Genomic DNA, 23,559 nt, shown 5'->3' on the forward strand with positions numbered 1-23,559 from the left:
CCCGGCCGGGCGGCGAACCAGCGCTGGGCAAGCTCCCGCTTCAGCGCCTCCCCGGTCACCGAGACGCAGGCCAGGTCGGGCAGGGCACGCGGGTGGTGTTCGAGTGCCGACAGGACGGCCTCCAGGTAGGAGGGCACGACCTGCAGCACACCGACCCGGCCGGTGGTGAGGGTGTCAAGGAACCGGTCCACGTCCAGGACGGCGTCCTGTTCGACCAGCAGGGTCCGCCCGCCGACCAGCAGCGCGGAGATCAGCTGCCACAGGGAGATGTCGAAACACTGCGGCGCGACCTGCGCCACCACACTCCCCTCACCAATCTCCAGGTCGTCGATCTTGGCGTAGAGGTGGTTGAGCATGCCCGCGTGCTCACACATCGCCCCCTTCGGCTCCCCGGTCGACCCGGAGGTGAAGTAGATGTACGCCAGCTGATCCGCCGCCACGATCACGCCGAGGTCGTCCTCGGCGTGATCCTCCGCCAACGCCTCCCCCACCAGCAGCCGCTGCACACCCGGCAGCGATTCGAGAGCCGTCTGGAGGCTGCCGGTGCTGCCGGGTTCGGTCAGCACCAGCCGGCAGCCGGCGCGGGAGAGTGTGGTGGCGATCCGGCCGGCCGGGAAGTGCGGCTCGATCGGCAGATACACCCCGCCGGCCTTGAACACCGCCAGCACACAGGCCAGCCAGTGAAGGTTGCGCTCCGTCACCACCGCGACGACACCCTCACGGGCAAGACCCCGGGCCAGCAGGGCCCGGGCCAGCCGGTTCGCCCGCGCATTCAGCTCCCCGTAGGTGAGCTGCCGCCCGCCGTGCACGGCCGCGACCGCGTCCGGATGCGCCCGCACCCGCTCCTCGAACAGCTCATGTGCCCGCCGGCCGGGCAGTTCCCGCCGCCGCCCCGCCAGCCCGTGCACCTGGAAGTCATGTTCCTCGGCGGACAGCAGACTCCGGCCACCGATCGCGGCATCCGGACCGTCCGTCATCCACGTCAGCGCGGCCAGGTGGTAGCCCGCGACCCTGGCGGCGGCCTCGGCGTCGAGGACATCGGTGCGATAGCGCAGCCGCAGCACCCATGCGCCCGCGACCCGCACGAACCCCACCCGCAGCACAGTCCCCTCGGCCAGCTCACCACCGCCGTCGCCGCTTGACGGATCGAACTCGGTCTCGAACAACGGCCCGCTCTGCCCCAGCTCCCGCCGCAGTTCCTCCACGGGGAAGGCGCTGTGCGCGACCAGCTCGGACACGGCGCGATGAGCATCCAGCACCGACGCCGCCCACGAGCCGGCCCCGCTCACCAGCCGGCACGGCAACGGCCGCCCGCCCGCTGCGGGCACGTAACCGGTGGTGACCTCGTCCTCGCCGGACAGCGCCGCGAGCACCCTGGCATGCGCGGCCAGCACCACCGAACCCAGCGGCACCGCCAGCTCCTTCGCCAGCCGGCGCAACGCTCCCGCGACCTCCTCCGGCACCGTCACCTCGTACTGGGCAACACCCGGCACCGGATCATGCGTCCACCGCGGGATCGCGGTGAAACCACCGGCGAGAAGAACATCGCGCCAGAACTCCCGGCCTGCCGCCACGTGCATTTCCATCGATCTCTCCCCTCCACTCACCGCTCTGATACTGCGGGTTGACGGGGGACATCTCTCAATTCCGTGGCCGGGTTTCCACCCCACCGGGCTTGCCGGGGAACTTCCTCGCCTTTCATGAGGAAGGAGTCGCAGGCGAGTACCGCACCGTCGCCCATCGTCACGCCGTAATGGACGAGGGACTGGACACCGAGGGTGCAGCCGGCACCGATCGTGCTGTACTCGGACTTGAATGTGCCGTCCTCCTGCGAGTGACACTGGATTTTGCTCGACAGATTTAGCGTGCAGTCGTCCCCGATGGCGGTGAGCGTCTTTTCCGACAAAGTGCAGCCGTCGTCGAAGACGCGCTTGCCCATCCGGGTTCCCAACATCCGCCAGATCAAGCTTTTGAACGGGGTGCCGTTGAATACGACGAGGAACTCGTCGGGGACCTTCCAGAGGCGCTCGTGCCACCAGAAGTACGGCTCGTATATGGAGCACAGCTGCGGCTTCAATGAACGGAACCTCAGCATGAGTCGCTCCACCAGGACGAAGTAGAGTGCGGTGAATGCAAGGGTGGCCGCCAGATACAGAGCAATCATCAGTTGCCCGAACACCCCGTACCGGTCGACGGTCGCGAGGCCCAGCAGTGTGATGGCGAATACGTGCACCCAGCGCACGAACAGGACGAAGACCATCGTGCGGATGTTGTAGCGGTTCTTCGCGGCGAGGCCGCGGCGTAGCGCGTCTCCGCTCCTGAGATGGTCGAACCGGGCGTCCCGCTCCACCGACCGGGGAATCTCGAAGCATGGCGACCCGAGCAGGCCCACCCCTTCGTGAAACTCGCCGTCGAGCGGAACCATCACCTTCGTACCCAGCAGGCAGTTGTCGCCAGTCCTGCCCCCCGAGGGATAGGCGATGTCGTTCCCGAGGAAGTTGTGCGGCCCGATCGACGCCCGGGACACGCGGAAGGATGTGCTCGAGTAATCGGCATTCAGGATGGAGAGTCCGTCGGCCACCATCGTGCCACTGCCGACAGTGCTCAGATACGGCGTCTCGTGCCGCACCCTCGAGCCGAAGTTGGACCCGGTCTGCTCGACCTTGGAGAGGTCGTATCCGAGGCCGCGCAAATAGTTGACGATATAGGAGCTGTCACCGAAGAGCCAAGTGAAGAACCTTATGTTCGTCATTCGTGCGACCATGCGGTGCAGCGAGTAACGCACGCCGTACAGCGGATAGACCGTGTCGGGCTTGATCACCAGGTTCAGCAGGCGCGGAACGGTGAACAACACGACGATGCCCACGACGACGAAGCCGAAGAAAACAACGAGGGAAAGAATCAACGCGTCCATGTAGAACGCCGGCGACGTGAGTTGCACCGTGCCGGGCGCCAGTGCCCTGCCCACTGCCGGAACCTGGGTCAGCAGCATGTACGCGCCCCCGATGGTCAGGGGTATGTACAGGAAGAGCAGCTGGAGCAGCGTCACCAGGCCGTAGCCGACCCGGCGCAGCGTGCCGCACCGCGCGGGCGCGACCCTCACGTAGTCGACGTCCGTGCGCTCTGCCGGGGAACCGTGCCACCGCTCGCCGTCCGGGACCATCTGGCCGCTGTACAGCGCGGATGTGTGGCCCAGCTGTGCTCCGTCGCCCATCGACGAACCGATGTCGAGCACGGTCTTCTCGCCGATGAACGTATTCCGGCCGATCGTGATCCGGCCGGTCTGGATGTGTCCCGCGAGCGCCCGGTAGCAGAGAAAGTGCGCCTCCTTGCGGATCACCGTACCGGCGCCGATCGTGAGCAGATCGGTGCAGACCGGATTGGTACGGGAGAGGACCGTGACACCCTTGCCGATGTGTGCGCCAAGGGCCCGCAGATACAGCACGTACAGCGGATTGCCGACGAAGAGGATCATCGGGTTGGCGTGGATCAGCACCTTGACGGTCCAGAAGCGCAGATAGGTCAGACCCCAGACCGGGAATTCACGTGGTTTCCACCGGCCGATGAGAATCCATTTGGCAACGACCGGGAAGGTGCACAGGACGGCGAACCCGACAGCGCCGAAGACGACCGCCCGCACGTAGGTGTCGACCAGGCCTGAACCGGCGGCGATCCACTCGTAGCCTCGGGCGGTGACAAACCCGGCGACGAAGCAATACGCGAGAAAAATCAGCAACTGCAGCGTTCCGCAGAGCACATAATGCAGAGTGCTTCCCGGTACTACCTCCTTGACCGGCGCCGGAACCGATGTCTCGGCGGGAGGGGGCTCGACGTCCCCGAGCGCCGCCGCAAGGCTTCGGACCGTCGGGTACTGGTAGATGTCCTTCATCGACACCGACGGCAGGTCCGTCCGCTTTCTGACCCGCGCACAGAATTGGGCCATCACCAGCGAGTTCGCACCCAGGTCATCGAAGAAATGGCTGTCGACCGACACTTGTTCGACGCTTACGACGCCGGCCAGTACCTCGGCAAAATTCCGCTCGGTACCGGTCGTGGAGTCGGCGTATCTGCGTTTGGTCATTGCAGAATCATCCGGCTCAGGCGTCAAGACCTCGACAGAATCTTCCACCATGCGATTTCCTTGTGGGAACTTCGACCCACCATGGGTCGGTGCGGCCGGCACCCGGTGTTCCTCGCGCTGCCGCGACGGGCGGAGCACGCAATCCGGAAGCCACGAGGTCGTGAGCTCTGGTCTGTTCACAAAACCACGTCCCCCAGTCTCCGTCGTCCACCGCACTGCTGCCACTCGAACTCGCTCGCACCGGTACGGAAGTAGCCGTCCACACCGCCAGGGACACTTGGGCCGGATACCCCGGCGGAGGATGTCATGGGCCGCGGCCGCCCAGCCGTTCGTGGGCGTGTCCGCGAACCGCGGATGACCAGCAGACCGATCACTCCCATCAAAGTTTTTTGCCGCCATCAACGCGGAGTATCAAAACGAGGCGATCCACCGCCGGACGCTGAACACCTTCGGCTCGGCGCCCGAGCCTTCCTCAGGGAAGCCCCTGATCGCATCTATGACATATTCGGCGCAGCTGCCCAGTTGGACGGGAAATCTCCATCAAGACTTCGTAAAATCGCCGACGGCGGCTCGATATGCCAGGTGAGAGGCCTCTTTTGTATCCACTGACAGGTTCCCCCGATTGGATGCATTGAAGTGGCGTGGCGTTGTGTTGCGGTGTATGGCCGGTATCGCAACGAGGTGCGTTGAGCCCTCGTGCAGGCGCAGCAGTTTCCACGCGCCGCGGAATACGCCATCGAAAAGGCGCAGGCGACGTCGCTGACCGGCGGAGCCAGCCCTCCCCGTGTACGTGTACCCGCAAGGGGTATACGGGGCGCGCCGGGCCGCACGGGGGCACGACCTATGTCCCGGCGGGACGTCGTGCTGCGTGGTGGACGGGGCTGGGTTGCTGGCGCGGGTGGTGGGCCGGGGGTGGTGGCCGGGTGGTGGCCTGGGAGTCAGGCGCGCGGCCAGGGGCGCCCGTCGAGGCGCTCGATGTCGCGGTTCAAGCGGCTGAGGAAGGCGGCGAACTCGGCCACCTCTTCGGGTGCCCAGTTGATCATCACCTGCTCCAGGCCGCGCATGTTCTCGGCGCGGTCGGCGTCCAGGCGGCGCTCCCCTTCGGCGGTGATGGCGAACTTGCGGGCGATACCCCCCTCGGGGTCGGGGATGCGCTCGACGACCCCGGCCCGCAGCATGGCGGCGGTCTGCCGGTTGAGGGTGGACGCGTCCAGGCCGAAAGCGGCGCTGAGCTGGCCGATGGCCATCGGGCCTTCCGACCGGATGCGGCAGAGCAAGAGGTAGGCGCTGCGGTCGAGCCGCCCCTCGGCACCCCGCGACGCGCGGGTGGTGAGCAAATGCATGTACCGCCCGAGCAGCATGGTCTCGAACTCGATCAGATCAATGGGCCTGTCCACGCGATGCTTCCTTCGGCTCCTGGCCGGCCCTTCCCACCGGGAGGCTACCTCTCGGTAGACATACCGGATGGGATGTGCGCCATACGTATGATGTGCATGCGGTACATCATGTGTATCGCACACGTCAGGTGTATCGCACACATCATGTGTATGGCGCACTCCGGCGGTGACGCGGGCGTGGGTGTCACAGGCCGAGGGAGATGGCCAGTCGGGTGAGTTCGGCCGTGTTGTTGATGTTGAGCTTGGCGCGGATGCGGCGGAGGTAGGCGTCGACGGTGTGCTTGGAGAGTCCCATGTGGCGGGCCGTCTGCAGGTAGGTGCGCCCGGCGGCGATGTGTCGCAGCGTCTCCTGCTCGCGCGGAGCCAGCGCGGGTGCGGGGGCTTCGGCGTACGGCGTGGCGAGTGCGAGGCTCATGGGATTCCCTCCGGCGGATCGGCCCGTTCATCTCTGCTCACGCCCTCGGAAGCAGGAGGCATATGCCCGAATGAGGCGTTTTGCCCTCTTTTCAAAAGGCTGCCGGGGCGACTTCACGACGGCGTCCGCCGGCTGTCACAGGCGTGTCACACGCCACACCGTCACGGACGGTCACGGGCGATCACCATCGACCATTGGAGAGTCGTACGGCCGGACAGAAGGATCGCCGCTCCTTCGGCGACCCACGCGTCCCGCGCCTCATCCGCGATCGCGACGGAACTCTCCCTCGGGCGCGCAGACGTCCGTGCCCCGTGCTCGCGGCCCGCAGTAAATTCCCAGGTGCCGCGCCCACTTGCCCCGGCCCGGAGCGCCAGGGCTCATTCCGGCCACGTCGCGAGCCGCTCGGCCAGGAAGGCGATGATCTCGTTCCGGGCCTGCACGGTGGGGTGACCGTCCTGGTCGACGAGGTGTGCCGTGACGACGCTGTGGGCGCAACCGACGACGTCACGGAAGAAGGGCGGAGGGTTCGTGTTCGCCGTCTCGGCTTCGAGTACGCGGCCGTCGAATGCGTCCCCGAGCAGCGCTCGGTAAGCCGCGAACCGCCGGCCAGTGCACCACTTGTCGTTGTCGAAGCGGTAGGCGAGAACCTTCAATCCGTCTCGCGCTACGCGTTCGGCCACGGCAGCAGCGTCTTCGTCGCTGATCTCCAGACCGCCGGGGTCGTCGAGCGGAAGCGACGGATGGTTGACCACTGGTGCGATGACAGCGGGTTCGAGCGCCATGGTCAAGGCGAAGTTGCCGGTGAAACACAGACCGACGGCGCCGACACCGGGCCCGCCACGCTCGGCGTGCGCCAGGCGAGCGAGGCCGCGCAGCCATGTGACGACGGGGCTGGTGCCGCCACCGGCAAACGCTCGGAACTCGGCGCTGACGCACGCGCGTTGAACGATGGTCTCGCGTGCCTCGGCGAGCGGATAGGCGCCGTCGACGCCGAAGAGAGAGGGCAGGTACACGGAGAAGCCGGCATCACGCACCCAACGCGCGAACCGCGCGACGTCGGGGCTGATGCCCGGCATCTCGGGCATGAGGACGACTGCCGGTCCTGAACCGGCGACGTACACGGTCTTGTCGACGTCATCGACGGTGACGGCTCTCCGCGAGAAGTCGTCCAAGGGGTCGTTCTGTCCTCGCATGGTTGTCATGACCGAGATGATGATGAGTGGCCGTCCTCCTGAGAAGCGGCGGCATCGCCACGTATCCCGGTAATATCGCCACCCGTTCAAGGCGCCGGAGGGGCCGCATGAGTCCGCTGCGAGTTGGCGTACTGGCCTACCCGGGCTGCTTCGCGTCGGAGGTGTTCGGAGTCCCCGACCTCCTGGCAATGGCAACTCATGTCGCCGCGGCGCAAGGTTCGGTTCAGCCGGCCTACGAGGCGTCGGTCATCTCGCCCCGGCGGCATGTGATCGCGTCCGGTGGCTCGGTCCTCGACGTCTCGGCGGTTCGGCCGGTAGACGTCCTGATCGTGCCGGGCTTCGAGCTTTCGCCCACGCTCGATCTCGACGCGACACTCGCAGACCTGGGACCGGAAGTAGCGTCGATTCGATCGCAGGCGGACTCGGGGACGGCCGTCGTATCGATCTGCGTGGGCGCCTTCCTGGTCGCTGAAGCCGGGCTGCTCGGCGGGCGGGAAGCGACCACGTCCTGGTTGTTCGCGGATCGGTTCGCCCGCCGGTACGCCGACGTGCGCCTCCGCCCGGAGAGCCTGGTCGTGACCGACCGGGGGGTGACGACCACAGCGGCGTTCAGCGCCATGTACGACTTCGCGCTGCAGTTCATCCGCGAGCACGACGGCCCCCGCGTCGCCCGTAGCACCGCGCGTATCGCGCTCGTCGATGACGCGCGTTCCACGCAGGCTCCCTACGTCGACTCGGCGCTCATACCCACGGTGGGCAGGGAGTTCTCGCTCAGCGTCAAGCGGTGGCTCGACCAGAACCTCACGTCTCGCTATGACCTGCCCACCCTCGCCCAGGAGTTCCACGTGAGCACGAGAACCATGCTCCGTCGCTTCGGCGACGAAGCCGGCGAGACGCCACTCGCGTACCTGCAGACGGCCCGGGTGCGTCGAGCCAGACACCTGCTGGAGACGACCGACAGGACCGTCGCAAGCATCGCCGCCGACGTCGGGTACCGCGACCCTGGGGCGTTCAGCGGCATCTTCGCCCGACACACGGGCCGGCGGCCGGGGGAGTACCGCGCGATGTTCCGTCGTCGCTGCGACCACCACGGGGCAACCCGGCGAACGGAGACGTGAGACCCTCCGCGACGGCAACAAGCCCCCTCAAGGCCGGCCCGAGCGCAGGCCCCCGCGAGCCCACGACCCCTGCCCCTGGTCCCGGAGGCCCTTTGGGCCTGTGGCGTCCCTGGGGTTCACAGGCCGCTGCTGCGTACTCGACTGCTTCCAGTGCAAGTTCACCCTGGTGGACGAGGGTGCGGGCCGGCCATACGCGCGCGCGTGACGCCGACACGCCGGGCACCGGTTCCCGAACTAATGACTTTTCGTTATATGAGGTGTCTTTGGTGATGATTCGGACTCGATGGTGCATTTCGGATGCAAACATCGACCTGTCCGACCCAGGCAGGCGCATCAGGCACCTGCCGTGAAAGGAGCACGGAATGCGGGTTTCCCGTTTTGCCGCCGCGCTGGGCGTCGCGGCCGCCGTCCTGTTGGGCGGTGCCACTGGCGCCAGCGCTGCCGCCTCTGCGCCTTCGGTGGCGCCTCAGGCCACGTACGACCGCGGTCAGGACCGTGGTCACGACCGCGGTGACGACTACGGGCGCGGCGACCGCGACGACCGCGACGACCGCTGGGGCCACCACCGCGGGGGTCAGCGGCACCACGGCCGCCACTGGGGCAACCGGCGCCACGGTCACCACTGGGACAACCGACACCACGGTCACCGCTGGGGCCACGGTCACCGCTGGGACCGCGGTCACCACTGGGGTCACAACCGCTACGACTACCGCTGACCGTCCTCGGGGTGCCCTCACGCTGTTGGGAGGGCACCCCCTCCGCGTGCTCCGTCCACCTTCGGCCGCCGCACGACTGACGAGGTCACCACATGCGGTGAGCAGCGTGCGCGGTGAGCGGTCCCTCCCGCGCTTCCCCGGCCGGCCGGCCGGGGATCGGCGTATGACCGGCCCGTCCCGGCAGCCCGCCGGTCCGCTCCGCTACTCGCAGACCGTGCCGTCCTTCGGCATCTTGCCGTCGAGCAGATAGGTGTTCACCGCGTTCGTCACACAAGCGCTGGTGCCGTACGCCCCGTGCCCCTGCCCCTTGTAGGCGAGCTCGACGCCGACGTCCTCACCGAGCTCGTCGGCCATCCGCCGGGTTCCCTCGTACGGGGTGGCCGGGTCGCCGGTGTTGCCGACCAGGAGGATCGGTGCGGACCCCTCGGCGGCGACCTGAGGGTCCTTGGCCTCGCCCTTGACCGGCCAGTCCGTGCACCCGATCAGGGACCAGGCCGCGGACTCACCGAAGACGGGGGACGCCTTGCGGAACTCGGGCAGCTTCGCCTTCACGTCGTCGACCGTGTAGCGCTGCTCGCTGTCCGCGCAGAAGATCGCCGTGAGGGCGGGAAACAGATTGCTGTAGTGGCCGTTGGAGTCGCGCTCCGTGTACAAGTCGGAGAGGTAGAGCAGCGCGTTCCCGGTCTTCTGCTGCTCCGCTTCCGCCAAGGCCCGCGTCAGCTCAGGCCAGAAGGCCTGGGAGTAGAGCGCCAGGGAGATGCCGGCTTCCGCACGGGCCTGGGTCAGCTTGCGGCCGTCGTCGGTGGGCAGCGGCTGCGCGTCGAGCCGTTTCAGCAGATCAGTGATCTTCTTACGGCCCTCCTCGACGCTGCTGCCGGTCGAACAGCCCGGCTGCCACGCACAGTCCTCCAAGTAGTTGTCCAGAGCGAGCTGGAAGCCCTTGGTCTGGTTGAGGGCCCCCTGCAACGGGTCCTGCGTGGGGTCGACGACGGCGTCGAATACGGCCCGGCCCACGTTCTCGGGGAACAAGTGGGCGTAGACACCGCCGAGTTCAGTGCCGTACGAGGTGCCGAAGTAGTGGAGCTTGTCATCGCCGAGGACTTGGCGCAGCAGGTCCATGTCGCGGGCCGCGTTGGTCGTGCCGACGTGCGGAAGGACCTTGCCCGAGTTCTTTTCGCAGGCCGCCGCGACCTTGTCCGCGAGCGCGAGGGCGGCCTTCAGCTCCTTGTCGCTGTCGGGCGTGCCGTCGAGCTCGTACGCGGCGTCAGTGGCCTTGTCGTCCAGACAGCGCACGGGCGCGCTGGCGCCGACGCCGCGCGGGTCGAAGCTCACCAGGTCGTAGCGGCCGTGCAGATCGCGGTAGTCCTTCACGAACTGGGGGAGGGTGGCAACGCCGGACGCTCCGGGGCCGCCGAAGTTGAAGACGAGCGAGCCGATGCGCTCCTCTCCGTCCTGCGGGCGCGCCTTCGCGCGGATCAGCGCCAGCTCGATGGTGTCGCCGCCCGGATCGGCGTAGTCGAGCGGGACCTTGAGGGTCGCGCACTCCCAGGGCGTGCCGTCCGGCAGCTTTCCCGGCGCTCCGGCATCCGCGCCCTGCAGGGTCGTGGGGGCCGGGCAGGCCTTCCAGCTCAGCTTCTGTTCGGTGAGCGAGTCGGGCAGAGGTCTGTGAGGGCTCGCGGACGCGGAGGCGGTGGGGGACTCGGCCCCGGGCGTGGTCTCCTCGCCGTCTCCACTGCCTGCGATGACGGCACCGGCGACCAGAAGGACGGAGGAGGCCAGGGTTCCCGCTCGCAGGGACGTCGTCCCGGAGGCTGCCGTGGACCTCATGACTCTCATCATGGCCACCTCTCCCGAATATCACCTCTTCTGCCCTATTTCCTCAGTAGAACAAGCTCTCGAGAATGGCGCGACTGCATGCCTGTACGCCTGGCCTTTGTGATGCCTCAGGCGCTCGGATCGCCTCCCTGCGCGTGAGGTGGGTGGAGGACAGCCTGACTGGCAGGTCTCCGCGAATCTGCACATGCTCACGGACAGAGGCAAGACCGCGCGGCCGGGGCAGCGGCGCGCGCCGCGCTTGCACGGCGCCTCGATGAAGCAGTGAAACGGTCTACCGCAGGGGCGCTCTTGTCGAGTCGCCGGTCTCACTGTTGCGATGGCGTCAACGTTCTTACAGGCACAGGGGGTTCGGTGTCAGGGTTACGCGTTACCTCGTGGAAGTGCTTCGGGCATGATCGGCTCTACGTGAATCTGCCGGACGGTACCGCGGTCGCGTGGCTCGATCGCCGGTCCGGTGAGGTCACGATCGTGGATCCCCAGTACCGCCAAGGTGCTTTGGACGCACTTGCACCTCACGCAGCGGCCCCCGCGCCGGCCGAGCCTCTGCTCCCGAGCCCGCTTTCCTTGCCCACGCTTACGCCTGAGCATGACCTCGCGTCCAACCGACCTGGTGCCGCTTTGCGGGAGCTCCTGGACAAGTCTGGCCCTGGACCTCTTGAGCGGGTTCTGGACCGGCTGCTGCGTCGCCCGAGCGAGTGGAAGCCATGGCGAACGGGATTAGCAGGCGAGAAACGAGTCGGAACCGAGCCGAACCGCTTGTCCCGGCAAGGGTGGCGTGTCCGGCACTCGATTCCGCTGCCACGCGACGTGGACATCGATCACCTGTTGATCGGCCCCGGCGGAGTCTTCACCATCAATACCAAGCACCACCCGGACAAGGCGGTGTGGGTCGGCGACGACATGGTCAGGGTCAACCACGGGAAACCGCAACCGCACGAGCCGGTGGCGTACGGCAGCGGCCAAGACGCGCGAGGGCCTGGCCGACAGTCTGGCGACGGTGGCACTCGCCATGATGGAGGAGGGGAAGAAGGCGCCGACGCCGGAGGAGGCGCGGCTGGCGATGCGCTGGGCGGTCGTGCCAGCGCACAAGAGCGAGGACCCCCCGCCTGTGCTCTCGTGTCAGCCACCAAGTGGCTTCAGACCCGTTCCCTGCCCCTGTCGGCCCTCACCGACCCAAAGGTGGTACGGGACATCCAATACCGGCTCTCGTTCAAGCTGGACGACACCCCCGCGGCGGGGGAGACGTACAAGCGGCGCCGCCGCGGTTTCAACACGGCCATGGAGTACGCGATCGAGTGCGGCTACCTGGACGCGAACCCGCTCGCGGGCGTGAAGCGGACGGGGTCCATAGGCGGTGACGTGGTGGACCCCCGTGTCTTGGTCAACGCGGTCCAGGGAACCCAGCTCCTCACGGCCATCTCGTACGTGGGGTCTGTTCACCGCAACCGAGGACGTCGCCTGGTCGCTTTCTTCGCCTGCCAGCTCTATGCGGCGATGCGGCCGGCCGAAGCGGTCGGCCTCCGGGGGAAGGACTGCTACCTCCCTGAGAAGGGGTGGGGGACTCTCACTCTCCGGGAAACCCGGCCGGTGTCGGGCAAGAAGTGGACCGATTCCGGCAAGCGCCACGACAAGCGGGGGCTCAAGTCCCGCGAGGTCACGGCTGACCGGCCGGTACCTATTCCGCCGCCGCTGGTCGCGATGCTCCGTGAGCACATGAAGGAGTTCGGCACGGCGAAGGACGGCAGGCTCTTCGCCAACGAGCGGGGCGACGTGCTCGGGACATCCAGCTACTGGCGGGTTTGGCAGGAGGCGAGGCCCATCGCTCTCCCGCCGGACAAGGTGGGTTCCCCGCTCGCACGCCGACCGTATGACCTGCGGCATACGTGCATCACGAACTGGCTGAACGCCGGGGTTCCTGTGGCCGAGGTTGCCCGTCGGGCTGGCAACTCCCCTGAGGTCATACACCGTCGCTACGAGGGCTGCATCGATGGACATGAGGAGCTGAACAACCAGAAGATCGAAAAGGCAATGGGATGGATCGAGGGGGCGACCGAATGACGTAGGAGCGCGATCAGATCGGCTGCATCGCTTCTTCGCGAATGGCTCTCGCTTCGGCGGGGGCCTTTCCTTCGTTGAAGTGGACTAGGTGGCGCTACAACGAGTGGCTGCGCTGCACCGGCCGCGAACAGGAGGCGCAATCTCAGCAGTAATGGCGTTGCGGCCCACTCGTGCGATCGCGGTAATCGGTAGAAGGGTTGCGTCTCCTGCCGGTTCCTCGCCCTGGCTGAACTGCTGCAAGCACCAGCTGGTAGCCGGAAGGTGCCGCCCTGAGGTGCGGGATGCGACCCCGGTTGATTGGTGGTGTCATGGAGGAGGGATCTGGCGCGCCGTCACCGCCATGTCTTGGCAACCGGCGGGCTCACCGCACACTCGATGCGGCCTGTGCGGGTTTCTGCGCAGCAGGCCGACCAGCCACGTTTTGCTGGCGCAGCAAGCGTGATCGCCTTCCAGTCTCCTTTGAGGCACACCATGACAACGTACAAGCAGACCGCGCACGCCCCGCGTTTCGTCGATGACGGCGAGCGGCCCCTGACTCCATATGAACTCGCCACGCTGCGACCCAATCTGGGAACCGGCGAACGGCCTCCGGCGATGGCTGAGCTCTCCAGCCGTCGGCCCATCTATGTCTGCGCCGATGGAAGCCCCCCAGAGCCAGAGGTCCGCCGCATGGATGGAGCGGCTGAGGATCTGTGGCGTGTCGACGTGCCGGTCGGGCCCGAGGGCGAGATTCCCCTGCCCGGCAGGACGGCCCTGCGCAGCGACCCGCGAGAGCTGCTTTCCGGGATCGATCTCGATGTGGATCTGCAAGCCTGTCGTCCCGAATGGCTCGACCTGTTCCATGTACCGCGCGTCCTTCCCAGGCGCAGCAGAGAATCGATGCGGCGAGCGAACGGCGATCTCGTTGAGCCGAGAGTTGACCCGAGATTCGTCTTCGGCGACGACAACCGGCAGGAACTCAACGAAACGAGCTGGCCCTGGGGCTGTGTGGGGAAAATCGTCAACAGCGAGGGAGACCACGGTGCAGGGGCGCTCGTCGGCAACCGCCTAGTGCTCACAGCCGCCCATGTGCTGCCATGGAATGACATCGCGGCAGGCAACTGGTGGATGCACTTCGTGCCCACCTACTGGAACGGCCAGTCCCTCCACGGTCCCGGCGTCCAATCCTTCGTCTCGGATGCGACGGCCTTTCCGGACGGCACGTCAGCAGCCCATGACTGGGCCGTTTGCCGACTGTACGAACCGCTCGGGACAGCGGACCGACTCGGTCACTTCGGCACCCGGCTCTACAACCCTGCCTGGAACGGCCAGAGAAATTGGATCCACATGGGCTACCCGATCAACGATTGGTTCCTGGGCACCAGCTTCCAGAGCGGCATCAGCATCGATGCCACCTACAGCGGCGACCACGGTGGCCTCGAATGCGAACATTACGGCGACACTACCGGCGGCAACTCCGGCGGCCCGATGTTCGCCTTCTTCGGCGCGGGAAACCCTCGAATCATCGCGGTTCACGCCGCCGGGGCAGTGAACGAAGATGGCACAAAAGTCAACCTCGCGGCCGGCGGCACTGGCCTTGAAAACCTTGTGGCATGGGCGCGCACGAACTGGCCCTAGAAATCCACTATCCGCCACACTGCGGCTGAACAGCGGTGCACCGCGTCACCAAACACCTGCATCAGCCTCCGGACGCTGCTAGCAGCCCCCGCCCCTACTCCGGCCACCGGGTGCTGCCGCCGGGGCCCAGGGAGGGACTGCTGGAACAGGCGGGGCGGAGGTCGGGTCACCAAGCGGTATCTCACGGATCTGCGGATGTCGCGAACGGCCCCCCTTCTTTGGGTAGGGGCGGCTCCAGCCGCCACTAGACATCTGACAGCGCGTCCGCCCCGGGAGCCCAATGGTCACCCGTTGGCCCGTCTGGCTGGCTACGCATCGGACAATCCCTAGTCGCAGAGGTTGGAGGGGCTGGAGTTGTTTGAGTGAGTTCTCCATTGAAGTGCGCTGCAGTTGGCCAAATGTGCTTGCTAGGCGTTCCTTTCGCCTGGCTGAAAGAAGCTCGCGTGATGGTCTTGCCTCCACCCAACGGCAGGTTATAGGTGCCCCTCTGCCACGGTGGCGGCGCGGTCTGTCCCAATGCCGCTGTGCGGCACAGGGCGCATAGCGGCTGAAAGTTTCGCGCCGGGATCGTTTTGGCATGACTCGCTGTCAGCGGAGCCTGCTCAAATTTCTATGCCTGGCCATCGGGGCCGAAGGCAGGAGTCTGAGGGGGATGCGGTGCCCTGGATCAATCCGTACGTGAAGAAGGACGGCACCCATGTCCGGGGGCACAGCCGGTCGGCTCCGGGGGCGCGACATCAGATGGCGGTTCTTGTTCTCGTGGGCATTGTGGTCTGCGGCTCAGGAAGTGGGCAGATCAAAATCGTCACCGGTGACAGTCGTACGGTTCCAGATTCACGTCTCTCGGTGCCTGCTGTTACTGGAGGTCAGCGGTGAGCCGCCGGCCCCCGGCGCGGCGGCCGCGGAGGCGCTCGTCAAGGAAGGCCAAAGGGCCCGATCCGGTACTGCTCGCCATCGCAGTTGTTCCGAGCGTGGGACTCGTCATGGCAGTGGTGCAGTGGTTGCTGGCGAACTGGTGGGTGCTCGTCGCCACAGCGCTGGTCGCGGCTTGCGCCGGTGGTTTCTGGCTCAAGCAGCAAGCGGATCGCGCACGCTGGGAACGCATTCGTTCGCAGGGCCTGCGGTACCAGCTGTCCCAGCTCGACAGGCTCCACCACAGGGACTTCGAGTACGCGATACGCGACCTCATGCGTCGGGACGGTTGTGCCGACGCAGTGCAGGTAGGCGGAGCCGGTGACAATGGGGCTGACGTAAAGGCCACCGACCCGCTTGGGCGGCGGTGGGTGATTCAGTGCAAGCACCGCAAGAACGGGGCTTCAGGATCGCCCGTCGGCACGCCTGACCTGCACGTGCTCAATGGCACTGGACGGCAGCTGCACGGAGGGGACGTGGTGGTGCTGGTGACGAACGGGCGCTTCACCGCGGGATGCACGCCTCTGGCCAAGTCCCAGAGGCTGCACCTGGTGGACCGCCGGACGCTGGGGGAGTGGGCGGCGGGCTCGCGGCCGCTGTGGGAACTCCTGCACAAGCTGCCCCCGCCCCGGAAGGCGTCTTCGCTGTCATGAAGCAGGTGGGGGGCATGCTTCTCGGTCTCCCTCGCGAAGGGTGCAGCCTCGCAGCCTGTGGGGAAGCTGAAGACTCACACGCCACTCACACGCGATCAGTGACAGACAACGACAAAGAGCCGGACCCATTGGGACTGGGTCCGGCTCTCAAAGCCTGGCACTTCAGCAGGTCAGCGGCTTGATCACGCTGTTCCGGCTTCTGTGCCCCCGGCAGGATTCGAACCTGCGCACACGGCTCCGGAGGCCGTTGCTCTATCCCCTGAGCTACGGGGGCGTCCGCCGCTCTCGGCGGCGACGGGTAGAACCCTACCAGCTCTGGTGGGGTGGCTGTGAACAGGTATTTCCGGGCGGTAGTCGCGCGCTGACCGGACCGCGCCCGGGCGTCGCACGAAGACATCTGGAACGCCACCCGATCAACGCCGGGACGGTGTCCGAGCAGCACCCGGCCCCCCGAATCGCACGCCGAATCGACCCGGTCCCGACACCCGGACCGCGTCCGAACAGCGCCCGTCGCCCGGAATGCGCGTGTCCCCCGCACGGGTCAGAAGTGGGGAAAACCCGGACGCAGCCCCGCCGCCCGACCTACTCTCGAGTTGTGTCAGGCGTGTCCGGCCGGGTGCTTGTCGTAGACGACAACAGGGTCATTCGGCAGCTGATCAGGGTCAATCTCGAGCTGGAGGGCTTCGAGGTCGTGACCGCGGCCGATGGTGCCGAGTGTCTGGACGTCGTGCATCAGGTGCGTCCGGATGTGATCACGATGGACGTGGTGATGCCACGGCTCGACGGGCTGCGTACCGCTGCGCGGCTGCGGGCCGATCCGCGGACCCGGCGGATCCCCGTCGCGATCATCAGCGCCTGTACGCAGTACGAAGTGGAGAACGGAATCGCCGCCGGGGTCGAGGCCTTCCTCGCCAAGCCCTTCGAGCCGGCCGAGCTGGTGCGGCTCGTACGGCAGTTGATGCACAGGGAGGGCCCGCCGTCAGTAGACGGCAGGCATGGTGCCGGGCGGGCGGGGAGTGCGCGGGGTTGACCGCATGGCGAAACCGGTTAGCGATCACACCCCCTTCCTCCCATACGCTTGTCCCGTGACCCCCGCAGATCTCTCCCGCACCGTGCAGGGCGCAGTGCGCCGCGCGGTCGAGGAGGGCGCCATCACGGCGCTGGTGCCCGAGCGGGTGAAGGTCGAGCGGTCCCGGCCGGGCGGCAGCGGGGACTATGCGACCAACGCCGCCCTGCGGCTCGCCCGTGAGGCCCGGATGCCTGCGCTCAGGGTCGCCCAGGTGCTGTCCGAGACGCTCGCCCGGCACCCGGGGATCGCCGGCGTCGAGATCACCGGGCCCGGGTTCCTCAACATCACGTTGGCCGTCGGCACCCGGCACGCCCTGGTCCGCGAGGTGCTCGCGCAGGGAAGCCGCTACGGGCACGGCCGCGGCATGGCCGGTCAGGTCCACCGGTACCACCACCGCTCCGAAGTCAGGGCCGCCGTCACCGCCGACGCCGTACGCAGGCTGCTGCAGGCGCAGGGCGCATTCGTACGCACGAGCTGTGACGAGGCCGACCCCGACTGGGTGCGGCTCCGTGTCACCGTCGGCCCCGAAGGCACGCCACCCGTGTCCCCCACCGAGCTGCCGCTCGTGCCCCCCACCGAGCTGCGGCCCGTGCCCGCCGGTGCCGGCGCGGATGAGCTGCTGCGCCGCTACGGGCCCGACGCAACCCGCTGGGCCCTGCTGCGGCCCGCCGGGCACGACCGTCCGAGGCTGGACGACGGCCTCCTCGTACAAGGGGAGAGCAACCCTCTCTTCCGCGTGCGCTACGCACACTCCCGCAGCCGGGCCCTGATCCGCGCCGCCGCGCAGCTCGGGATCAGCCCCGGATACGACGAGGACGTCGACGCGCCGGCCCTCGTCACCGCTCTCGGCGACCACCCCGCCGTTCTCGAGTCCGCCGCCCGCCTGTGCGCCCCCGACCGGGTCGCCCGGCACCTCGAAGCCACCGCCGACGCCTTCCTCGCGTTCCAGCACACCGCGCTGCCCGTCGGTGACGAGAAACCCTCGGCCGCCCACCGTTCCCGGCTCGCCCTTGCCGAAGCCGCCGGGACGGTGCTGGCCGGCGGCCTGGCCCTGCTCGGCATCAGCGCACCCGAACACCTGTAGATGTGAGAGAAGAATGAGCCGTTCCGCACACCCCGCCGGGCCCCGCTACGCCGACGTCCTTCCCGAGGGGCACTACGCTGCTCCGCCGGCCGATCTCAACGTGCTCGACCAGAAGGTCTGGGCCCGGACCGTGACCCGCGACGACGACGGGATCGTCACCGTCGGCGGAATCGAAGTCACCAGGCTCGCCGAGGAGTTCGGCACGCCCGCCTACTTCCTCGACGAGGCCGACTTCCGCGCCCGCTGCCGTGCCTGGGCCGACGCCTTCGGCAAGGACGCCGACGTCTTCTACGCGGGGAAGGCGTTCCTCTCCCGCGCCGTCGTGCGCTGGCTCCACGAGGAGGGCCTCAACCTCGACGTCTGTTCCGGCGGCGAGCTGACCACCGCTCTCGACGCCGGAATGCCCGCCGAGCGGATCGCCTTCCACGGGAACAACAAGTCCGCCGAGGAGATCGAGAAGGCCGTACGCGCAGGCGTCGGGCGGATCGTGCTCGACTCCTTCCAGGAGATCGTCCGCGTCGCGCACATCGCCCAGTCCCTCGGGAAGCGCCAGCGCGTCCAGATCCGCGTCACCGTCGGCGTCGAGGCGCACACCCACGAGTTCATCGCCACCGCCCACGAGGACCAGAAGTTCGGGCTCGCGCTCGCCGGCGGGCAGGCGGCGGAGGCCGTCCGCCGAGCCCTCCAGCTCGACGGCCTCGAGCTCATCGGCATCCACTCGCACATCGGCTCGCAGATCTTCGACACCTCCGGCTTCGAGGTGGCCGCCCACCGGGTCGTGGGCCTGCTCAAGGAGATCCGCGACGAGCACGGCGTCGAGCTGCCGGAGATCGACCTCGGCGGCGGCCTCGGCATCGCGTACACCTCGGACGACGACCCGCGCGAGCCGCACGAGATCGCCAAGGCGCTCGGCGAGATCGTCACACGGGAATGTGAGGCCGCCGGGCTGCGTACCCCGCGCATCTCCGTGGAGCCGGGGCGCGCGATCGTCGGGCCCACCGCCTTCACGCTGTACGAGGTCGGCACGATCAAGCCGCTGGACGGGCTGCGCACGTACGTCAGCGTCGACGGCGGCATGTCCGACAACATCCGTACGGCGCTGTACGACGCCGAGTACAGCGTGGCTCTCGTCTCACGCAGGAGCGACGCCGAGCCGATGCTGGTGCGCGTCGTGGGCAAGCACTGCGAGAGCGGCGACATCGTCGTACGGGACGCCTTCCTGCCCGCCGATCTGGCGCCCGGGGACCTGATCGCGGTGCCCGCGACCGGCGCGTACTGCCGATCGATGGCCAGTAACTACAACCACGCACTCCGCCCGCCCGTCGTCGCCGTGCGCGACGGCGGGGCGCGCGTGATCGTCCGGCGTGAGACGGAGGAAGATCTCCTGCGTCTCGATGTCGGTTAATGAAATATATGTCTCAGGATCCGGACGGGGGATAGAAACCCTCGTCCGGTGAGTGAGACTGGTTCGCACCCTGCTTGATGGAGAAACGAGGTCGGATGATGCGTACGCGTCCGCTGAAGGTGGCGCTGCTGGGCTGTGGAGTGGTCGGCTCAGAGGTGGCGCGCATCATGACGACGCACGCCCGCGACCTCGCCGCGCGGATCGGGGCCCCGGTGGAACTCGCCGGAGTCGCCGTCCGCCGCCCCTCCAAGGTCCGTGAGGGCATTCCGCAGGAGCTGATCACCACCGACGCCAAGGCCCTCGTCCAGCGCGGCGACATCGACGTGGTCGTCGAGGTCATCGGCGGTATCGAGCCCGCGCGCGGCCTCATCACCACCGCCTTCGAGCACGGCGCCTCCGTCGTCTCCGCCAACAAGGCGCTGCTCGCCGAGGACGGCGCCACGCTGTACGCCGCCGCCGAGAAACACGGCCGCGACCTGTACTTCGAGGCCGCCGTCGCCGGTGCGATCCCGCTGATCAGGCCGCTGCGCGAATCGCTCGCGGGCGACAAGGTCAACCGCGTCCTCGGCATCGTCAACGGCACGACCAACTTCATCCTCGACAAGATGGACACGTCCGGAGCCGGCTACTCCGAGGCGCTCGACGAGGCCACCGCCCTCGGGTACGCGGAGGCCGACCCGACCGCGGACGTCGAAGCCTTCGACGCCGCCGCCAAGGCTGCGATCCTCGCCGGTATCGCCTTCCACACGCGCGTACGCCTCGACGACGTGTACCGCGAGGGCATGACCGAGGTCACCGCCGCCGACTTCGCCTCCGCCAAGCAGATGGGCTGCACCATCAAACTGCTGGCGATCTGCGAGCGGGCCGCGGACGGCAAGTCGGTGACGGCTCGCGTCCACCCCGCGATGATCCCGCTCAGCCACCCGCTGGCCTCCGTCCGCGAGGCCTACAACGCGGTCTTCGTCGAGGCCGAGGCGGCCGGGCGGCTGATGTTCTACGGCCCCGGTGCCGGCGGCGCCCCGACCGCCTCCGCGGTCCTGGGCGATCTGGTCGCGGTCTGCCGCAACAAGCTCGCCGAGGCCACCGGACCGGGCGAGTCCGTGTACACCCAGCTGCCCGTGAGCCCCATGGGCGAGGTCGTGACGCGGTACCACATCAGCCTCGACGTGGCCGACAAGCCTGGCGTTCTCGCCCAGGTCGCGACGGTCTTCGCCGAGCACGGCGTATCCATCGACACGGTGCGCCAGACGGGCAAGGACGGCGAGGCTTCCCTCGTCGTCGTCACTCATCGCGCGCCCGACGCCGCCCTGTCCGGGACCGTCGAGGCGCTGCGCAAGCTCGACACCGTGCGTGGTGTCGCCAGCATCATGCGGGTTGAAGGAGAGTAAGGACCCATGAGCACTCGCACCCACCAGTGGCGCGGCATCATCGAGGAGTACCGCGACCGGCTCCCGGTGACGGACACGACGCCCGTCGTCACGCTCGGCGAGGGCGGCACGCCGCTCGTGCACGCCCAGTCCCTCTCCGAGGCCACCGGCTGTGAGGTGTATCTCAAGGTCGAGGGTGCGAACCCGACGGGGTCCTTCAAGGACCGCGGTATGACCATGGCGATCACCAAGGCCAGGGAGGAGGGCGCGAAGGCAGTCATCTGCGCCTCCACCGGAAACACCTCCGCGTCCGCCGCCGCGTACGCCGGCCGGGCCGGAATGGTCTCCGCCGTGCTGATCCCGCAGGGCAAGATCGCGATGGGCAAGCTGGGCCAGGCGCTGGTCCACGGGGCCAAGATCCTCCAGGTCGACGGCAACTTCGACGACTGCCTGGTACTGGCCCGCGGGCTGTCCGAGAACTACCCGGTGGCGCTGGTCAATTCGGTCAACCCGGTCCGTATCGAGGGTCAGAAGACCGCGGCCTTCGAAATCGTCGACCGCCTCGGCGACGCCCCCGACATCCACGTACTGCCCGTCGGCAACGCCGGCAACATCACGGCGTACTGGAAGGGCTACAAGGAGTACGCGGCGGACAAGCTGTCCACCCACACCCCGCGCATGTGGGGATTCCAGGCCTCCGGTTCCGCGCCCATCGTGCGCGGTGAGGTCGTCAAGGACCCGTCGACCATCGCCACGGCGATCCGGATCGGCAACCCGGCGTCCTGGGAGTTCGCGCTGGCGGCGCGGGACGAGTCGGGCGGCTTCATCGACGAGGTGACCGACCGTCAGATCCTGCGGGCCTACAAGCTGTTGGCCACGCGTGAGGGCATCTTCGTGGAGCCCGCCTCGGCCGCTTCGGTCGCCGGTCTGCTGAAGGCCGCCGAGGAGGGCAAGGTCGACCCCGGCCAGAAGATCGTCTGTACGGTCACGGGCAACGGCCTCAAGGACCCGGACTGGGCGGTCGCCGGAGCGCCTCAGCCGGTCACCGTCCCGGTGGACGCCGCAACTGCGGCGGAGCGCCTCGGCCTCGCGTAAGCAGAACGTGCGGTCGTAAGCAGTACGTGCGGCACACGCGGTACGTGCCGTACATACAGTAGGTGTCTTACGCGCTGTACATGCCGTACGTGCCGTACATGTCGCACGTGCTCGAGCCCTGGGCGGTTGTCGCCCGCGCGCCGCCCGCGTATCGCGAGCGTGGCACGCGTAAGCGGCAAGCCGCCCGGGGACGGGCACAGAGGCACGGGTGGGAGTGCGACACGCATCGTGCGCCTCCCGTGCGCCCTATGTCGCCGCAGTTCCTTCCTTCGATAGGCTGTACTGAACCCGCCCCGCCGCATATGCCGCGGTGTTGTTGCCGTCACGGCCCACGGGTCTTCGTACTTTCACCAGAATCTCGCCGATCAGACCCGATCACCTCAGATCACCGAAGATCAGCACGGATCAGAACCAAGGAGTGTCGTCGAGCGATGGCCGGTCCCGCATTCCGCGCTGCCGCCGTCCGGGTGCGCGTGCCTGCCACCAGCGCCAACCTCGGGCCGGGCTTCGATGCCTTCGGTCTGTCGCTGGGGCTGTACGACGACGTCGTCGTCCGGGTCGCGGATTCCGGTCTGCATATCGACATCGCGGGCGAGGGCGCCGAGACGCTGCCCCGCGACGAGAGCCACCTGCTCGTACGCTCGCTGCGCACGGCCTTCGACCTGCTGGGCGGGCAGCCGCGCGGCCTCGAGGTCGTCTGTGCCAACCGGATCCCGCACGGACGCGGCCTCGGCTCCTCGTCGGCCGCCATCTGCGCCGGCATCGTGGCCGCCCGCGCGGTGACCATAGGGGGCGACGCCCGGCTCGACGACGCGGCGCTGCTGGAGCTCGCCACCGAGATCGAGGGACACCCGGACAATGTGGCCGCCTGTCTGCTCGGCGGCTTCACCCTCGCCTGGACCGACGCCGGTGCGGCGCGCGCGATCAGGATGGAGCCGTCGGATTCCATCGTTCCGGTGGTTTTCGTACCGGGGAAGCCGGTGCTCACCGAGACCGCCCGCGGACTGCTTCCGCGTACCGTCCCGCACGTCGACGCCGCGGCCAACGCCGGCCGGGCCGCGCTGCTCGTCGAGGCCCTCACGCACCGCCCCGAGCTGCTGCTTCCCGCCACCGAGGACCGTCTCCACCAGGAGTACCGAGCTCCCGCGATGCCGGAGAGCGTGGCCCTGGTGAACCGACTGCGCGCGGACGGCGTACCCGCGGTCATCTCCGGCGCGGGCCCCACGGTGCTCGCGCTGGCCGAGGACGGCACGGCCGACAAGGTCGCACGGCTGGCAGGTGACGGCTGGGCGGCGAACAGGCTGGCCCTGGACGCCGCGGGAGCGAGTGTTCTGCCGCTCGCCTCGTAGCGACACGGGATTGCCGGTGATGGAGAGGGGGAATGTTTGTTGGAGCCGGTAGTGTTAACCTCAAGTACGCAGCCCACATTCTTGTGGTGCGGTGCTTCGCGTCCCCCTTCGGGACCACCATTCTTCCGGGAGCCTCCCCAACTGCCTGAGCAGCCTGCCTGAGCAGTTTCGAGCACGCTCCGGAACCGGCACGA

At 67.9% G+C, this 23,559-nt stretch carries 17 protein-coding genes and 1 tRNA gene; 11 read left to right on the forward strand and 7 right to left on the reverse strand.

What is annotated here, in order from left to right:
- The 5 genes from AC0699_RS16120 to AC0699_RS16140 all read right to left on the reverse strand — a co-directional run.
- The coding region (locus AC0699_RS16120) for an AMP-binding protein (protein WP_478660313.1) at positions 1 to 1,586 on the reverse strand (1,586 nt) is incomplete at its 3' end.
- 17 nt (positions 1,587 to 1,603) lie between these two features.
- On the reverse strand, positions 1,604 to 4,132 hold the full coding sequence (locus AC0699_RS16125) for a Pls/PosA family non-ribosomal peptide synthetase (RefSeq protein WP_478660315.1): 2,529 nt from the start codon (positions 4,130 to 4,132) through the stop codon (positions 1,604 to 1,606).
- 887 nt (positions 4,133 to 5,019) lie between these two features.
- A complete protein-coding gene (locus AC0699_RS16130; RefSeq protein ID WP_478660317.1) occupies positions 5,020 to 5,478 on the reverse strand; it encodes a MarR family winged helix-turn-helix transcriptional regulator in 459 nt (152 codons plus the stop codon).
- Positions 5,479 to 5,662: 184 nt separating this feature from the next.
- The gene (locus AC0699_RS16135) at positions 5,663 to 5,893 is read right to left on the reverse strand and encodes a response regulator transcription factor (RefSeq protein WP_478660319.1); all 231 of its coding nucleotides are present in this window, start codon (positions 5,891 to 5,893) and stop codon (positions 5,663 to 5,665) included.
- 377 nt (positions 5,894 to 6,270) lie between these two features.
- Positions 6,271 to 7,095, reverse strand: a complete 825-nt coding sequence (locus tag AC0699_RS16140; RefSeq protein ID WP_478660321.1) for a dienelactone hydrolase family protein — start codon at positions 7,093 to 7,095, stop codon at positions 6,271 to 6,273.
- 17 nt (positions 7,096 to 7,112) lie between these two features.
- On the opposite strand from AC0699_RS16140, the gene AC0699_RS16145 reads away from it, so the two are divergent.
- Positions 7,113 to 8,204, forward strand: coding sequence for a GlxA family transcriptional regulator (locus AC0699_RS16145; protein ID WP_478660323.1), 1,092 nt, complete (start codon positions 7,113 to 7,115; stop codon positions 8,202 to 8,204).
- Between the two features lie 362 nt (positions 8,205 to 8,566).
- The gene (locus AC0699_RS16150; protein ID WP_478660325.1) at positions 8,567 to 8,920 is read left to right on the forward strand and encodes a hypothetical protein; all 354 of its coding nucleotides are present in this window, start codon (positions 8,567 to 8,569) and stop codon (positions 8,918 to 8,920) included.
- A 201-nt stretch (positions 8,921 to 9,121) separates the two neighbouring features.
- Here AC0699_RS16150 and AC0699_RS16155 read toward each other — a convergent pair whose 3' ends face one another.
- Positions 9,122 to 10,747: an alpha/beta hydrolase gene (locus tag AC0699_RS16155; RefSeq protein WP_478660327.1), complete on the reverse strand. Its 1,626-nt coding sequence runs from the start codon at positions 10,745 to 10,747 to the stop codon at positions 9,122 to 9,124.
- A 477-nt stretch (positions 10,748 to 11,224) separates the two neighbouring features.
- On the opposite strand from AC0699_RS16155, the gene AC0699_RS16160 reads away from it, so the two are divergent.
- The 3 genes from AC0699_RS16160 (at position 11,225) to AC0699_RS16170 (ending at position 15,996) form a co-directional block, all read left to right on the forward strand.
- A complete protein-coding gene (locus AC0699_RS16160; RefSeq protein WP_478660674.1) occupies positions 11,225 to 12,814 on the forward strand; it encodes an NERD domain-containing protein in 1,590 nt (529 codons plus the stop codon).
- A 471-nt stretch (positions 12,815 to 13,285) separates the two neighbouring features.
- Complete coding sequence (locus AC0699_RS16165) at positions 13,286 to 14,431, forward strand: trypsin-like serine peptidase (protein ID WP_478660329.1); 1,146 nt, start codon at positions 13,286 to 13,288, stop codon at positions 14,429 to 14,431.
- A gap of 983 nt (positions 14,432 to 15,414) precedes the next feature.
- Positions 15,415 to 15,996, forward strand: a complete 582-nt coding sequence (locus tag AC0699_RS16170) for a restriction endonuclease (protein ID WP_478660331.1) — start codon at positions 15,415 to 15,417, stop codon at positions 15,994 to 15,996.
- Positions 15,997 to 16,198: 202 nt separating this feature from the next.
- On the opposite strand, the gene AC0699_RS16175 is transcribed toward AC0699_RS16170, so the two are convergent.
- Positions 16,199 to 16,270, reverse strand: a tRNA-Arg gene (locus tag AC0699_RS16175).
- A 330-nt stretch (positions 16,271 to 16,600) separates the two neighbouring features.
- Between AC0699_RS16175 and AC0699_RS16180 the strand changes: the two genes are divergently transcribed.
- The 6 genes from AC0699_RS16180 (at position 16,601) to thrB (ending at position 23,365) form a co-directional block, all read left to right on the forward strand.
- Entirely contained in the window at positions 16,601 to 17,026 is a 426-nt protein-coding gene (locus AC0699_RS16180; protein WP_469768995.1) for a response regulator, read from the forward strand.
- Between the two features lie 55 nt (positions 17,027 to 17,081).
- Positions 17,082 to 18,149, forward strand: a complete 1,068-nt coding sequence (nrtL, locus tag AC0699_RS16185; RefSeq protein WP_478660333.1) for an ArgS-related anticodon-binding protein NrtL — start codon at positions 17,082 to 17,084, stop codon at positions 18,147 to 18,149.
- Positions 18,150 to 18,162: 13 nt separating this feature from the next.
- A complete protein-coding gene (gene lysA / locus AC0699_RS16190; RefSeq protein ID WP_478660335.1) occupies positions 18,163 to 19,554 on the forward strand; it encodes a diaminopimelate decarboxylase in 1,392 nt (463 codons plus the stop codon).
- A gap of 95 nt (positions 19,555 to 19,649) precedes the next feature.
- Entirely contained in the window at positions 19,650 to 20,942 is a 1,293-nt protein-coding gene (locus AC0699_RS16195) for a homoserine dehydrogenase (protein WP_478660337.1), read from the forward strand.
- A gap of 6 nt (positions 20,943 to 20,948) precedes the next feature.
- On the forward strand, positions 20,949 to 22,016 hold the full coding sequence (gene thrC, locus AC0699_RS16200) for a threonine synthase (protein ID WP_478660339.1): 1,068 nt from the start codon (positions 20,949 to 20,951) through the stop codon (positions 22,014 to 22,016).
- 431 nt (positions 22,017 to 22,447) lie between these two features.
- On the forward strand, positions 22,448 to 23,365 hold the full coding sequence (gene thrB / locus AC0699_RS16205; protein WP_453660925.1) for a homoserine kinase: 918 nt from the start codon (positions 22,448 to 22,450) through the stop codon (positions 23,363 to 23,365).
- Positions 23,366 to 23,559 lie beyond the last annotated feature (194 nt).

This window comes from Streptomyces sp. NPDC043870, assembly GCF_056435785.1.

What these genes read in the sequence shown, in the direction of transcription:
- AC0699_RS16125 (WP_478660315.1), bottom strand. Translation starts at nt 4,132, where the DNA reads ATGGTGGAAGATTCTGTCGAGGTCTTGACGCCTGAGCCGGATGATTCT.
- AC0699_RS16135 (WP_478660319.1), bottom strand. Translation starts at nt 5,893, where the DNA reads ATGAGCCTCGCACTCGCCACGCCGTACGCCGAAGCCCCCGCACCCGCG.
- AC0699_RS16140 (WP_478660321.1), bottom strand. Translation starts at nt 7,095, where the DNA reads ATGACAACCATGCGAGGACAGAACGACCCCTTGGACGACTTCTCGCGG.
- AC0699_RS16150 (WP_478660325.1), top strand. Translation starts at nt 8,567, where the DNA reads ATGCGGGTTTCCCGTTTTGCCGCCGCGCTGGGCGTCGCGGCCGCCGTC.
- AC0699_RS16155 (WP_478660327.1), bottom strand. Translation starts at nt 10,747, where the DNA reads ATGAGGTCCACGGCAGCCTCCGGGACGACGTCCCTGCGAGCGGGAACC.
- AC0699_RS16165 (WP_478660329.1), top strand. Translation starts at nt 13,286, where the DNA reads ATGACAACGTACAAGCAGACCGCGCACGCCCCGCGTTTCGTCGATGAC.
- AC0699_RS16170 (WP_478660331.1), top strand. Translation starts at nt 15,415, where the DNA reads ATGGCAGTGGTGCAGTGGTTGCTGGCGAACTGGTGGGTGCTCGTCGCC.
- lysA (WP_478660335.1), top strand. Translation starts at nt 18,163, where the DNA reads ATGAGCCGTTCCGCACACCCCGCCGGGCCCCGCTACGCCGACGTCCTT.
- AC0699_RS16195 (WP_478660337.1), top strand. Translation starts at nt 19,650, where the DNA reads ATGATGCGTACGCGTCCGCTGAAGGTGGCGCTGCTGGGCTGTGGAGTG.
- thrC (WP_478660339.1), top strand. Translation starts at nt 20,949, where the DNA reads ATGAGCACTCGCACCCACCAGTGGCGCGGCATCATCGAGGAGTACCGC.
- thrB (WP_453660925.1), top strand. Translation starts at nt 22,448, where the DNA reads ATGGCCGGTCCCGCATTCCGCGCTGCCGCCGTCCGGGTGCGCGTGCCT.